Raw genomic sequence first — 13,629 nt, 5'->3', positions numbered from 1 at the left:
GTCGCTGGGGTGGTTGACCAGGCTGGACGACCCCCGCTATGAATGAGATTGCATCATCGTGCATAATCATTTGCAGCAACGGCGCGAGCCGAATCGGCGGCCGGAGCATCCATACTGCTCAGAGCAGCCCGTGCAGATGACGTAGACACACTTCGAGGAGCACAACAGACATGTCCGATCGCGTCGTACTCGCCTACTCCGGTGGGCTTGACACCTCCGTCGCCATCAGCTGGATCGCGAAGGAGACCGGTTCCGAGGTGGTGGCCGTGGCCATCGACCTCGGCCAGGGCGGCGAGGACATGAACGTCGTGCGCCAGCGCGCGCTGGACTGCGGCGCCGTGGAGGCCATCGTGGTCGACGCGCGCGACGAGTTCGCCGACGAGTACTGCCTGCCCACCATCCAGGCCAACGCCATGTACATGGGCCAGTACCCCCTCGTCTCGGCCATCAGCCGGCCGCTGATCGTCAAGCACCTGGTCGAGGCCGCCAAGTTCCACAACGCCACCACCGTCTCGCACGGCTGCACCGGCAAGGGCAACGACCAGGTCCGCTTCGAGGTCGGCATCGGCGCGCTCGCGCCCGACCTCGAGGTCATCGCTCCGGTCCGCGACTACGCCTGGACCCGCGAGAAGGCCATCGCCTTCGCCGAGCAGAACAACCTGCCGATCAACGTCACCAAGAAGTCGCCGTTCTCCATCGACCAGAACGTGTGGGGCCGCGCGGTCGAGACCGGGTTCCTCGAGGACCTGTGGAACGCGCCGACCAAGGACGTCTACGACTACACCGCCGACCCGACGGTGAACTTCGAGGCGCCCGACGAGGTCATCATCAGCTTCGACAAGGGTGTGCCGGTCGCCATCGACGGCCGTCCCGTCACCGTGCTGCAGGCCATCGAGGAGATGAACACCCGCGCCGGCCGCCAGGGTGTGGGCCGCCTGGACATGGTCGAGGACCGCCTCGTCGGCATCAAGAGCCGCGAGATCTACGAGGCGCCCGGCGCCATCGCGCTGATCACCGCGCACCAGGCCCTCGAGAACGTCACCGTCGAGCGCGAGCTGGGCCGCTACAAGCGCCAGGTCGAGCAGCGCTGGGGCGAGCTGGCCTACGACGGCCTGTGGTTCTCCCCGCTCAAGCGCGCCCTCGACGCCTTCGTGCAGGACACCCAGCAGCAGGTCACCGGCGACATCCGGATGGTGCTGCACGGTGGTTCCGCCGTCGTCAACGGCCGCCGCTCCGAGCAGTCGCTCTACGACTTCAACCTGGCCACTTACGACGAGGGCGACACCTTCGACCAGTCGCTGGCCAAGGGCTTCGTCCAGATCCACGGCCTGTCCTCCAAGGTTGCCGCGCGTCGCGACCTGAACCAGAAGTAGTACTGAGGAAGTCGTAGTCTCGACACCGGCCGGTCCCGTCAAGGGCCGGCCGGTGCTGTGAACAGCCATGCCCACCACCCTTTCCGACCGGAGGAGAACCCGATGACCCACAGTGGAACCAACGAAGGTGCCCTCTGGGGTGGGCGATTCGCGTCCGGACCGGCCGAGGCGATGGCGGCGCTGAGCAAGTCGACCCACTTCGACTGGGCGCTGGCGCCCTATGACATCCGTGCCTCCAAGGCGCACGCCCGGGTGCTGCACAAGGCCGATCTGCTCTCCGCCGAGGACCTGGCCGCCATGCTGGTCGGCCTCGATGCCCTCGCCGACGATGTCGCCTCGGGTGCCTTCGGACCGGCCGAGTCCGACGAGGACGTGCACGGCGCGCTCGAGCGCGGGCTGATCGAGCGGGTCGGGGCCGAGCTCGGTGGGCGGCTGCGCGCCGGGCGTTCGCGCAACGACCAGGTGGCCACGCTGTTCCGGATGTGGCTGCGCGACGGTGTGCGTCGCGTCTCGGCCGGTGTGCTCGATGTGGTCGACGCACTCGTCGCCCAGGCCGCCGCGCATCCGGACGCGGTGATGCCGGGCAAGACCCACCAGCAGGCCGCCCAGCCGGTGCTGCTCGCCCATCACCTCCTCGCGCACGCCCATCCACTGCTGCGTGACCTCGAACGCCTGCGCGACTTCGACAAGCGCGCCGCGATCTCGCCGTACGGGTCGGGCGCGCTGGCCGGTTCCTCGCTGGGCCTCGACCCCGAGCAGATCGCCGCCGAACTGGACTTCACCGCGTCCGCGGCCAATTCGATCGACGCGACCTCCTCGCGTGATTTCGCCGCCGAGGCCGCCTTCGTGCTGGCGATGATCGGGGTCGACCTCAGCCGGATGGCGGAGGAGATCATCGTCTGGAGCACACCGGAATTCGGCTACGTCACCCTGGCCGACGCCTGGTCCACCGGTTCGTCGATCATGCCGCAGAAGAAGAACCCCGATGTCTCGGAGCTGACCCGCGGCAAGGCGGGCCGCCTCATCGGCAACCTGACCGGCCTGCTGGCCACACTCAAGGCCCAGCCCCTGGCCTACAACCGGGACCTGCAGGAGGACAAGGAACCCCTGTTCGACTCGGTCGCCCAGCTCGAACTCCTGCTCCCCGCCATCGCGGGCCTGGTCGCCACCCTCACCTTCCACACCGACCGCATGGCCGAACTCGCCCCCGCCGGCTTCACCCTCGCCACCGACATCGCCGAATGGATGGTCCGCCAAGGCGTTCCGTTCCGCGTCGCCCACGAGGCGGCGGGCGCCTGCGTCCGCGCCGCCGAGTCCCGCGGCGTCGGCCTGGCCGAGCTGACCGACGAGGAATTCGCCGCCATCGACCCGTCCCTGACGGCCGGTGTCCGCGACGTCCTCACCGTCGAAGGCTCCATCGCCTCCCGCAACGCCCGCGGCGGCACCGCCGGCGTCCGCGTCGCGGAGCAGCTGGGCGAGGTCCGCACCGCCGCCACCGAAGCCCGCACCTGGCTGAGCTGACCTCCTTCGAGTCTCCGAGCCGGCCGACGCCGAAGGTGTTGCGCCGCTGGTCCGGTGGCCGGTGATGCCGTGTGCGGCGCCGCGCTCGTGGCCCGGATAGTCTGCGCGGATGACCCTGCTCTTCCTGGCACTGGCCATCGCCACCGAGGTGACGGCGACCGTCTCGCTGAAACTGTCGGAAGGCTTCACGAAGCTGGTGCCCTCGATCGTCGTGGTACTCGGCTACGGCGCGGCGTTCTTCTTCCTGTCCCAGGCGTTGAAGCGGGGAATGGCGATCGGCGTCGCCTACGGCATCTGGTCCGCCGTCGGCGTGGCGGCGATCGCGACCATCGGCGTCCTGTTCCTGGGGGAGCGGCTCACCCTCATCCAGGTCGGCGGCATCGCCCTGGTCATCCTCGGCGTCCTCGCCCTGGAACTCGGCGGCGCGCACTAGCCCCACCCCACGCGCCGACCACAGGTGCGCCACCCCGAAAGGGGGCCGACCCGATGAGCACCGACCACCACGCCGAGCACCTGGCCCGCACGGGTGCGCGCCTTACTCGCGTGGTTGCCACCTCCACGCCGTACCGCCCATATCCTGCGGCGCCGTGTTCCGTCGCTCCAGAATCCGCCGTACGCCGCCCGACTCATCGTGGCACCAGCTGGACAGTTGATCACCACGCTGTCAGGTGAGCATCGGCCGAGTGGCGGCCGCCACCAGCGCGTGGTGATAAACGGACCAGTTCTGGTCGATGGCGTGGCTCGGCGCGGTGGGTCACAGCTCGGCGCGGACGCGGAAACCTGCGTCGCGCAGGGCATCCAGGACGTCGTCGCGGTGGGTGGGGCCTCGGGTCTCGGCGGTGAGGGAGACCTCGACCTCGTCGACGGCCAGCCACATGCCGGTGCGGGAGTGGACGATGTCGACGACGGAGGCACCCGCGCGGCCGACGACACCGAGCAGGGTCGACAGCGCGCCGGGGCGGTCGGCGATGGTGACGCGCATCGCCAGGTAGCGGCCCGCCGCGCTGAGGCCGTGGCCGATCACGCGGGTGAGCAGCAGCGGGTCGATGTTGCCGCCGGACAGGATCGCCACGACGGGGCCGGGGAGGTCGCGGTCGCGCAGAGCCGGGGTGAGCAGGGCGGCGACACCGGCCGCACCCGCGGGCTCGACGATCAGCTTGGCTCGTTCCAGACACAGCAGCAGGGCCTTCGACAGTGCGTCCTCGTCGACGGTGACGATCTCGGTCACCAGCTCCGCGACATGGGCGAAGGGCACCGCACCCGGCAGCCCGACGGCGATCCCGTCCGCCATCGTCGACATTCGCGCGGCCCGCACCGGAGCGCCCGCGGCGAGCGAATCCGGCCACGCCGCCGCCTCCGCCGCCTGCACACCGATCACTCGCACGTGTGGCGCCAGGGCATGCAGGGCCACCGCGACTCCGGCGAGCAGACCACCGCCACCGGTCGGCACCACGACCGTGCCGACATCGGGTACCTGCTCCAGGATCTCCAGCGCGACGGTCGCCTGACCGGCGACGATGTCGGGATGGTCGAACGGATGGATCAGCGTGGATCCGGTGCGCTGCGCGAATTCCTCTGCGGCGACCAAGGATTCGTCGATGGTGTCGCCGACCTGATGCACCTCGGCCCCGTACGCCCGCGTTGCCATCAGCTTCGGCAACGACGCCCCGATCGGCATGAACACCGTCGAGGTGATCCCCAGCTCTGCCGCCGACCACGCGACCCCCTGCGCGTGATTGCCCGCCGACGCGGCCACCACCCCGCGCGCCCGCTGGTCGGCGGGCAGATGGGCGATCCGGTTGTAGGCACCCCGCGGCTTGAACGACCCCGTCCGCTGCAGGTTCTCGCACTTGAGCAGCACCGGCGTCCCCACCCGGTCCGACAGCACCCGCGAGGCCACGGTGGGTGTCCGCCGAATCACCGGCGCCAACAGCCGACCCGCCGCCTCGATCCGCTCGATCCCGACCGTCTCCATACGCCACATCGTGCCGCATCCCCACCCCGAATCCACCGCAACACCGACCCGATCCCACCCTCAACCACCTGGACACGTGATCACCAGGCTCTGGTGGCGTTCGGCTCTCGGCCGTTACTCACACCAGTGCCTGGTGATCACCCGTCCAGTTGGTGATGGGGCGCGTTAGGCGGTTTTGGCGATGTTGTGGGCGATGGTGCCGAGGCGGGTGAGGCGGGCGTCGCCCAGAGGAGTGAGTTTGCCGCCGAGGCGGTTGGTGACGAAGGCCAGCGACAGGCCGGTCTCGGGGTCGGCGAAGGCGCCGGAGCCGCCGAGGCCGAAATGGCCGAAGGCCGAGATCGGGTCGGCCTTGGACGGCTTCATGGGGACGCCATGGAAGCCGAGGGCCCACGGGATGCGGAAGGCGAGCACGTAATCGGGGGTGAAGACCTGACGGGTGGCGGCGCGGCGGATCGAGTCGGGGTCGAGGACGCGGGTGCCGTCGAGTTCGCCCTTGTTGGCGAGGGCGGCGTAGAGGCGGGCCAGCGCACGCGCGGAGAAGACCCCGTTCACGCCCGGCATCACCGAATCGTGCACGCGCGGGTCGACGATGAGTTCGGCGAAGCCGCGCGGCGTGGTCTCGGCCGCGGCGGCGAAGCGGGTGCGGGTCAGCAGATCCGAGCCCCGGTCCCAGTCCATGCCCGCGGCCCGCAGGCGCGGGAAGGTGGTCGCGATGCGGTGCCGGTGCTCGGGCGGCACCCGGAACCAGAGTTCCTCGGCGTCGAGCGGCTCGGCCAGTTCGGTGCGCACGACGTCGACGAACTCGCGCCCGGTCACCCGTCGCACCAGCTCGGCGGCCAGATGCCCGTAGCTGATTCCGTGATAGCCGCTGGTCGTGCGGTGCCGGGGATCGGGCGCGGCCGTGGCCAGTGCCTCGGTCACCGCCGCGTCGTCGAGAAAGCGCTCGGTCGGGCCGGGCAGCAGACCGCGCAACCGGTGCAGACCGGCGCGATGGGTGAGCACGTCGCGCACCGTGATGTGGGCCTTGCCCGCCGCGGCGAACTCCGGCCAGTAGTCGGCCACGGCCGTGTCGTAGTCGAGCTCACCGCGCTCGACGAGCTGATGGACCACCGTGGACGCCACGCCCTTTCCGGTGGAGAAACCCAAGGCGACGGTCTCCGCGGTCCACGGCACGCCAGGACTCGCATACCCGGCCCAGACATCGACCACCGGCTCGCCGTGCAGGTACACACTCAGTGCGCCACCGCCGTGCGCGGGCTTGCGGAACAGGCTGTCGAAGACGGCGACCAAGCGGACGAAACGGCGATCCACCGACTGCGTTGTCGAAACTCCCATCGTTGCAGCATGCCACCGCGCACAAAGGACCGGTCGGTACGGTGATCGTTTCCTGACCGTCACATCGGGCAGTACGCCCGCAATACGGCGTCCATAGCATGTGCGCATGCCCCCGAGACGACGATCGGCGCTCCTGGCGAGGCTCGTGGTCGACGAGCCAGGCCGTCCCCAGGTGATCCTCGGCGAACTGCGCCGGGTGATCCTCGACGGCGCCGTGCCCCCGTGCACCGTGATCCCGCTGCGCGAGGTCGCCGAACTGTTCGGGGTCAGCCACATCCCCGTGCGCGAGGCGCTCAAGACGCTGATCGGGGAGGGCCTGGTCACCCATCGCCCGCAACGCGGCTATGCCGTCGCCCAGCTCACCGCCGCCGAACTGCGCGAGATGTACATCGTGCGCGACACCTTGGAATCGGCCTCGCTCGCCGCCGCGGTCGCCAACGCCGACGACGCGGACCGCACCGAACTGCTCGCCATCAACGAACTGCTCGAACGCGCGATCCTCGACGACGATCCCGAGACCTATCAGCGCCAGTCACGTCACTTCCACGTCGCGCTCACCCGCCCGTCGCGGATGTTCCGGCTGCTGCACATGCTGGAGTCGGCGTGGAACGTCACCGAGCCGGTGCGGTCGATGGTGCACATCGACCGGCGCGATCGCGAACGTCTGCACACCGAGCACGTGCTGATGCTCGAGGCCTTCCTCGACCGCGATGTCGACCGTTTGCTGGTGGTCGCCGAGGAACATCACCGCAGGTTGGAAGCGGTGGTCGCCACCCTGCCGACCGATACCGGGCTGCTCGCGCCGGAGAATATATCGGTCGTGCAATAGCCGGGAAATCATCGAGAAACGGTCGGGCAATAGCGGATATCTACGGTCGGTGCAGCTGATTCACCCCCTCGGATGGGATGCACAATGACCGAAACACTCACACCGTCTGCGGGCGCCCCCGCCGGTGATCCGCCGCTCTACGATCCACGCCTGACGAACGAGGATCTGGCCCCGCTCCGCAAGCAGTCATGGACGTCCTACAACTTCTTCGCGTTCTGGATGTCGGACGTGCACAGTGTGGGTGGATATGTCACCGCGGGCAGCCTTTTCGCACTGGGACTGGCCAGCTGGCAAGTCCTGGTCGCCTTGCTGGTCGGCATCACCATCGTCTATTTCTTCTGCAATCTGGTGGCCAAGCCGAGTCAGGTGACCGGGGTGCCCTATCCGGTGATCTGTCGCACCGCGTTCGGTGTCCTCGGCGCCAATGTGCCCGCGATCATCCGTGGTCTGATCGCGGTGGCCTGGTACGGCATCCAGACCTTCCTGGCCTCGGCCGCCCTCGACATCGTGCTCATCAAGCTGTTCCCCGGGCTGGCGCCGTACGCCGTCACCGCCGACTACGGATTCGCCGGATTGTCGCTGCTCGGCTGGGCCAGCTTCCTGCTGCTGTGGGTGTTGCAGGCGTGCGTGTTCTGGCGCGGGATGGAATCCATCCGCAAGTTCATCGATTTCTGCGGTCCCGCGGTCTACGTCGTCATGTTCCTGCTGTGCGGCTATCTCATCTCGCAGGCGGGCTGGAGTGCGATCGACCTGAGCCTGGGCGCGGTGGAATACACCGGCTGGTCGTCGGTGCCGGTGATGATGGGCGCGATCGCGCTGGTTGTGTCCTATTTCTCCGGACCGATGCTCAATTTCGGTGACTTCTCCCGCTACGGCAAGAGTTTCGCCGCGGTCAGGAAAGGGAATTTCCTCGGCCTGCCGCTGAACTTCCTGGTGTTCTCGGTACTGGTCGTCGTGACCGCGTCACTCACGCTGCCGGTGTACGGCGAACTCATCACCGACCCGGTCGAGACGGTCGCCCGGATCGATTCGACTTTCGCCATCGTGCTCGGCGCGCTCACCTTCACGATCGCCACCATCGGCATCAACATCGTCGCCAATTTCGTCTCGCCCGCGTTCGACTTCTCGAATGTGAGCCCGCAGCGGATCAGCTGGCGCGCCGGCGGCATGATCGCCGCGGTCGGCTCGGTGCTGATCACCCCGTGGAACCTCTACAACAATCCCGAGGTCATCCACTACACGCTGGAGGTGCTCGGCGCCTTCATCGGACCGCTGTTCGGCGTGCTGATCTGCGACTACTACCTGGTGCGCAAGCAGAAGGTAGTAGTCGACGACCTGTTCACGATGTCGGAGAGCGGCACCTACCACTACACCAAGGGCTATCACGTGAGCGCGATCGTCGCGACCGCCGTCGCCGCGGTGATCGCGGTGTTCCCGGTGCTGGCCAACAGCCTGCCCGGCATGCACACCACCGCCCAGTACAGCTGGTTCATCGGTTGTGGCGTCGGCTTCGTCGTCTACTACCTGCTGACCGGGGACCGCAGGGCCGCCGCCAACGCCACGGAGGTCACCGCCTGATGCGCATCCGGGTCGTCAACCCGAACACCACCCGGGCGATGACCGACACGATCGAGCAGTGTGCGCGGGCCGTCGCCGGTCCGGGCACACTGCTCGACGCGGTCACCGCCGAGACCGGACCGGCCTCGATCGAGAGCCACTACGACGAGGCGATGAGTGTGCCCGGCCTGCTCGCGGCCATCCGGCGCGGCGAGGCCGAGGGCGTGGACGGCTACGTCATCGCCTGCTTCGGCGATCCAGGACTGGACGCGGCGCGGGAGCTGGCCGCGGGGCCGGTGATCGGGATCGCGGAGGCGGCGATGCACACCGCCAGTCATCTCGGGCGCGGGTTCAGCGTCGTCACCACGCTGGGCCGGACCATCGGCCGCGCGGCGGATCTGGCGGAACGCTATGGGATGCAACGCTTCTGCCTCGGAATCCACGCCTGCGAGCTGCCCGTGCTCGACCTGCACACCGACCCGCGGGCCCGCAAGATCGTGACCGAGGCCTGCCGCGAGGCGGTCCAGGCCGACGGGTCCGACGCGGTGGTGCTCGGCTGTGCCGGGATGGCGGATCTGTGCGCGCACATCCGGGACGAGATCGGGGTGCCGGTGATCGACGGTGTCGCGGCGGCCACGCTGACCGTGCAGTCCCTGCTCACCCTCGGCCTGCGCAAATCGGGGATCGGGGAGTTCGCGACACCGCCACCGAAGACCTATACCGGTCTGCTGGAGTCGTTCGGGTCCTGAGCGCTCAGACGCCGACCGAATCGGCGGTCAACGCGCCCAGCACGGCGTCGAGGTCGTCGACATCGACGACCAGGCGGGTGAAATCCGGCCCGTCCAGGTCGATGCGCACCGCGCTGCCGCCGAAGGTGGTGTCCCAGAACTCTTTGCGACCCTTGCCGCGATACACGCCCGCGGCGATCACCCCGGGGATGAAGGTGCCCGGCGCGCGCACCCACGGCGGGCGCAGGTCCACCTCGGCGGTGGTGATCTCGGTGATGGCGGCGCGGTCGATCACGACCTGCTGACGCAGCGCGAGCAGGCGATGCCCGCCGAGTACGTGGACCGTCACCGTGTCGTCGTCGATCTCGACCTCGACCATCGCTACCTCACTCGCCGTCTGTGGAACCGTTCGAAATCCAGACTCCTCGCGCGGCCTGTTCGGCGACTGTGGTGAGCCTGTGATTTGCCCAAGGAAGCGAGTTACATCGGAACATGTAGATATGCGCATCAAACTGGTTCTGGCCTGTCGGCTGGTCAGGACACCGGGGAAGGGAAAGGCGGCAAGGAGGAGCGGGTCAGTGCTGGGTGGCCTGTTCGGCGAGGTCGAGGACCTGGGCCAGCCAGGGCGTGTACTTGCCGGGGTCCTCGGCCAGGTCGACGCGCAGGTCCGCGGGGGAGCGCAGGGCCCAGTCGGCGATCTCGGCCGGGTCGGGCTGGGGCGCGTGCTTGCCGACGGCGCCGATGAGGACGTGGTCGTACTCGTGCTCGACCCGCCCGGTCGACGCGTCACCGGCGCGATAGCGGAAGGCGCCGACCTCGGTGAGCTCGGCGGCCAGACCGAACTCCTCGCGCAGCCGGATCGCGGCCGCCTCGGCCACCGGCTGCCCCGGCAGGGGGTGCCCACAGCAGGTGTTGGCCCACTGCAGGGGAAATCGCGTCTTCACCGCGGCGCGCTGCTGGATCAGGACGTGGCCGCGGTGGTCGAACAGCAGCACCGAGAAGGCGCGGTGCAGGATGCCGGGCGGCCGGTGTGCCTCGGCCACCGAGCACTCGCCGGTCGTCCGGCCCGACTCGTCGACCAGTTCGACGAGCAGGGCTTCACGATCGGTCGACGGGTCGGCGAGCGGTTCGGTCACCCGGCCACCCTATCGGCGCCGGTCCCCGCCCCGACGCGCCCGGTGGTGTGAGCCGAATCGCCGGAACATGCGGCGTGTCACAGGCGACACATAATGGAGGTCCGGTGTGGTTAGCTCATATGAGCACATCGGGGTGTGTGAGGTGTGTCACTTTCAGCAGGTAGGCCAGGTGGGAACGGTGGATATCAGTCCAAAAGGTGTGGTCAGTTCGGTGCAGCGGCTGCTGGCCACGGCGCAGAACGGACTGGAAGTGGTTCGCTTCGGCGGGCTGGCGCACGATGTCGAGTCCTCGCCCTTCGAGGTCGTCGAGCGCAGGCGCATGTACCGGTTGCGGCACTACTTCCCCGACGACACCTCGGCGGGCCGTCCGGTGGCACTGCTCGTGCCGCCGTTGATGGTCAACGCCGACATCTGGGACGTGAACGCCGCAGGCGGTGCGGTCGGGATCCTGCACGCCAGCGGAATCGACTGCTGGGTCATCGATTTCGGCTCACCCGCGACCGAGGAGGGCGGCTGGGAACGTGACCTGGCCGACCACGTCCTCGCGGTGAACTCCGCCATCGACACCGTCTGCGAGGCCACCGGCGCCCAGGTGCACCTGATGGGCTACTCACAGGGCGGCATGTTCGCCTACCAGAGCACCGCCTACCGCTACGGCAAGGGCGTCGCCTCCATCGTCACCTTCGGCAGCCCGGTCGACATCGTCGCGGGCATGCCGTTCGGGCTGCCCTACGGCGTGGTCTCCGAGGTCGCCGACTTCCTGGCCGACCACGTGATGCACCGGCTGCCGATCACCGAGTCCATGGTACGCATCGGATTCCAGATGCTCGATCCGGTCAAGACCGCGAAATCGCGGATCGACTTCCTGCTCCAGCTGCACGACCGGGAAGCGTTGCTACCCAAGGAGCGTCAGCGCCGCTTCCTCAACAGCGATGGCTGGGTGGGATATTCGGGTCCCGCCGTGGCCGATCTGCTCAAGCAGTTCGTCGCGCACAACCGGATGATGCTCGGCGGCTTCGTGATTCGCGATCACCCGGTCTCGCTCGCCGAGCTCAAGTGCCCGATCCTGGCGTTCGTCGGCGAGGTCGACGACATCGGCCAGCCCGCCGCCGTGCGCGGCATCGTGCGGGCCGCACCGCACGCCGAGGTGTACGAAGCCAGCTTGGTGGCAGGGCATTTCGGGCTCGTCGCCGGTTCCACGGCCACCAACCACACCTGGCCGATGGTGCGCGACTGGATCGCCTGGATGGACGGCAACGGCACGCTGCCCGAGCAGATCGTGCCCATGCAGGAACACGTCGACAGCAACGCGCCGCGCACCGCGGCCACCCGGGTCGTGCACACCGCGGCCTCGCTGGCCGAGGCGGGCGCCGGCGTCGGCAAGGCGCTGGAAGGCATCGCCAGCAACACGATTCGCGGATCCTTCGAGATGGCGGGTGAGGCGGCGCGCGCGCTGCCGCGCCTGACCCGGCTCGGCATGATCCAGCCGCACACCCGCATCTCGCTGGGCAAGCTGCTCAGCGAACACGCCCGGCGCGCGCCGAACAAGGATCTGTTCCTGTTCGACGACCGGGTGCACACCCACGCCGCGGTCGAGGTACGCATCGACAATGTCGTGCGCGGACTCATCTCGGTCGGCATCCGGCCCGCCACCCGGGTCGGTGTCGTCATGGAGACCCGGCCCAGCGCACTGGCCGCGGTCGCCGCGCTCTCGCGCCTCGGCGCGGTCGCGGTGCTGCTCGCCCCCGGCGCCGAACTGGATCGGGCCATCCAGCTCACCGGTGTGCAGACCCTGATCACCGACCCGGAGAACCTGCGCGTCGCCGCGGCGACGGGCTGCCGGGCACTGGTGCTCGGCGGTGGCGACAGCCGGGCCCTGCCGGTGCAGACCGGCGACCGGGTGATCGATCTCGAGCAGGTCGACCCGGCGAAGGTGCGGGTGCCGGCGTGGTACCGCTCCAACCCCGGCCTGGCGCGCGAGCTCGCGTTCATCCTCGTCGTCGGCACCGGTGACCGGCTCGAGGCCAAATACATCACCAACCATCGGTGGGCGCTCTCGGCGTTCGGCACCGCGAGCGCGGCCGACCTCGACCGCCGCGACACGGTGTACTGCCTTGCGCCGCTGCATCATTCGTCAGGTCTGCTGGTGAGCCTCGGCGGTGCGGTGGCCGGTGGCAGCCGGATCGCGCTGGCACGGTCGATGGAGATCGAGCCGGGCCGCTTCGCCGAAGAGGTGCACCGCTACGGCGTCACCGTCGTCACCTACACCTGGACCATGCTGCGCGATCTGCTCGACGCCGAGGTCTTCCCGGCCGGACACAACCATCCGATCCGGCTGTTCATCGGGTCCGGTATGCCCGCGGGCCTGTGGCGCCGCACCGTCGAGCAGTTCCCGCCGGCCAGGGTGCTCGAGTTCTACGCCTCGATCGACGGCGACGTGGTGCTCGCCAATGTGACCGGCGCGAAGATCGGCGCCAAGGGCCGGCCGGTGCCCGGCACCGCCCGCGTCGAACTGGTCGCCTACGACCCGGTCAGCGAGCAGATCCGGGTCGGCGACGACGGTTTCGCGCGGCGCTGCGTCGACAACGAACCCGGTCTGCTGCTCGGCAAGGCCGTCGACATCGCCGACATCTCCGACGGCGGCCTGCGCGGGGTGTTCCAGGCCGGTGACGCCTGGTGGCCGACGGAGAACCTGTTCCGCCGCGACAGCGACGGCGACTACTGGCTCGTCGACCGCCGCGACACGGTGATCCTGACCGCGCGCGGCCCGGTGTTCACCCAGCCGATCGTGGACGTGCTCAACGACATCACCCCCGTCGACGTGGAGGTCGCCTTCGCGTTGAAGACCCCCTCGGGCACGCTCGCCGCCGCCGCGCTGAGCGTGCGGGCGGGCTTTCGGCTCGAACCCGGCGATGTCACCGAGGCCATGCGGGCGCTCGAACCCGACCAGCGACCGGATCTGGTCTACGTCGTCGACCTGATCCCGCGCAGCTCGAGCTTCCGGCCCTCGGCCACCGCGGTGCAGGCCGCCGGTTTCCCGAAGGCCGGACCGGGCACCTGGCTCTACAACCGGGAGACCGACACCTACGAGGTGCTCACCGACGCCGTGGCCGCGGAACTGTTCGGCGGGAACTGAACGCACCGATCAGCCGCGGCCGACCTCGAACCGGCTCAC

At 69.1% G+C, this 13,629-nt stretch carries 11 protein-coding genes; 7 read left to right on the top strand and 4 right to left on the bottom strand.

The features are described 5' to 3' along the window. Positions 1-170 precede the first annotated feature (170 nt). The 3 genes from ACFVVM_RS29815 (at position 171) to ACFVVM_RS29805 (ending at position 3,327) form a co-directional block, all read left to right on the top strand. Positions 171-1,373, top strand: a complete 1,203-nt coding sequence (locus ACFVVM_RS29815) for an argininosuccinate synthase (protein WP_387625110.1) — start codon at positions 171-173, stop codon at positions 1,371-1,373. A 102-nt stretch (positions 1,374-1,475) separates the two neighbouring features. Further along, positions 1,476-2,894, top strand: a complete 1,419-nt coding sequence (argH, locus tag ACFVVM_RS29810; RefSeq protein WP_387625108.1) for an argininosuccinate lyase — start codon at positions 1,476-1,478, stop codon at positions 2,892-2,894. Positions 2,895-3,003: 109 nt separating this feature from the next. Continuing rightward, a complete protein-coding gene (locus tag ACFVVM_RS29805; RefSeq protein WP_387625106.1) occupies positions 3,004-3,327 on the top strand; it encodes a DMT family transporter in 324 nt (107 codons plus the stop codon). A 321-nt stretch (positions 3,328-3,648) separates the two neighbouring features. On the opposite strand, the gene ilvA is transcribed toward ACFVVM_RS29805, so the two are convergent. Both ilvA and ACFVVM_RS29795 read right to left on the bottom strand, forming a co-directional pair. Continuing rightward, positions 3,649-4,878 (bottom strand): threonine ammonia-lyase, encoded by a 1,230-nt coding sequence (gene ilvA, locus ACFVVM_RS29800; RefSeq protein WP_387625104.1) that lies wholly within the window; start codon positions 4,876-4,878, stop codon positions 3,649-3,651. 156 nt (positions 4,879-5,034) lie between these two features. Next, positions 5,035-6,204: a serine hydrolase domain-containing protein gene (locus tag ACFVVM_RS29795; protein ID WP_387625102.1), complete on the bottom strand. Its 1,170-nt coding sequence runs from the start codon at positions 6,202-6,204 to the stop codon at positions 5,035-5,037. 106 nt (positions 6,205-6,310) lie between these two features. On the opposite strand from ACFVVM_RS29795, the gene ACFVVM_RS29790 reads away from it, so the two are divergent. The 3 genes from ACFVVM_RS29790 to ACFVVM_RS29780 all read left to right on the top strand — a co-directional run bounded on the left by ACFVVM_RS29790 (position 6,311) and on the right by ACFVVM_RS29780 (position 9,339). Continuing rightward, positions 6,311-7,033 (top strand): GntR family transcriptional regulator, encoded by a 723-nt coding sequence (locus tag ACFVVM_RS29790; protein ID WP_387625100.1) that lies wholly within the window; start codon positions 6,311-6,313, stop codon positions 7,031-7,033. An 84-nt stretch (positions 7,034-7,117) separates the two neighbouring features. Further along, on the top strand, positions 7,118-8,611 hold the full coding sequence (locus tag ACFVVM_RS29785) for an NCS1 family nucleobase:cation symporter-1 (RefSeq protein WP_387625098.1): 1,494 nt from the start codon (positions 7,118-7,120) through the stop codon (positions 8,609-8,611). Continuing rightward, complete coding sequence (locus ACFVVM_RS29780) at positions 8,611-9,339, top strand: aspartate/glutamate racemase family protein (RefSeq protein WP_387625096.1); 729 nt, start codon at positions 8,611-8,613, stop codon at positions 9,337-9,339. The genes ACFVVM_RS29785 and ACFVVM_RS29780 overlap by 1 nt, the downstream gene beginning before the upstream one ends. Before the next feature lie 4 nt (positions 9,340-9,343). Here the strand turns inward: ACFVVM_RS29780 and ACFVVM_RS29775 are convergent, their stop codons facing one another. Next, a complete protein-coding gene (locus ACFVVM_RS29775; RefSeq protein WP_302874032.1) occupies positions 9,344-9,697 on the bottom strand; it encodes a hypothetical protein in 354 nt (117 codons plus the stop codon). A 196-nt stretch (positions 9,698-9,893) separates the two neighbouring features. After that, complete coding sequence (gene idi / locus ACFVVM_RS29770) at positions 9,894-10,454, bottom strand: isopentenyl-diphosphate Delta-isomerase (protein WP_387625094.1); 561 nt, start codon at positions 10,452-10,454, stop codon at positions 9,894-9,896. A gap of 178 nt (positions 10,455-10,632) precedes the next feature. On the opposite strand from idi, the gene ACFVVM_RS29765 reads away from it, so the two are divergent. After that, complete coding sequence (locus tag ACFVVM_RS29765) at positions 10,633-13,590, top strand: AMP-binding protein (RefSeq protein WP_387625092.1); 2,958 nt, start codon at positions 10,633-10,635, stop codon at positions 13,588-13,590. Positions 13,591-13,629: the final 39 nt, after the last annotated feature.

This window comes from Nocardia sp. NPDC058176 (assembly GCF_042883805.1).
Lineage (GTDB): Bacteria > Actinomycetota > Actinomycetes > Mycobacteriales > Mycobacteriaceae > Nocardia.
This window is presented reverse-complemented; position numbering and strand designations above follow the sequence as displayed.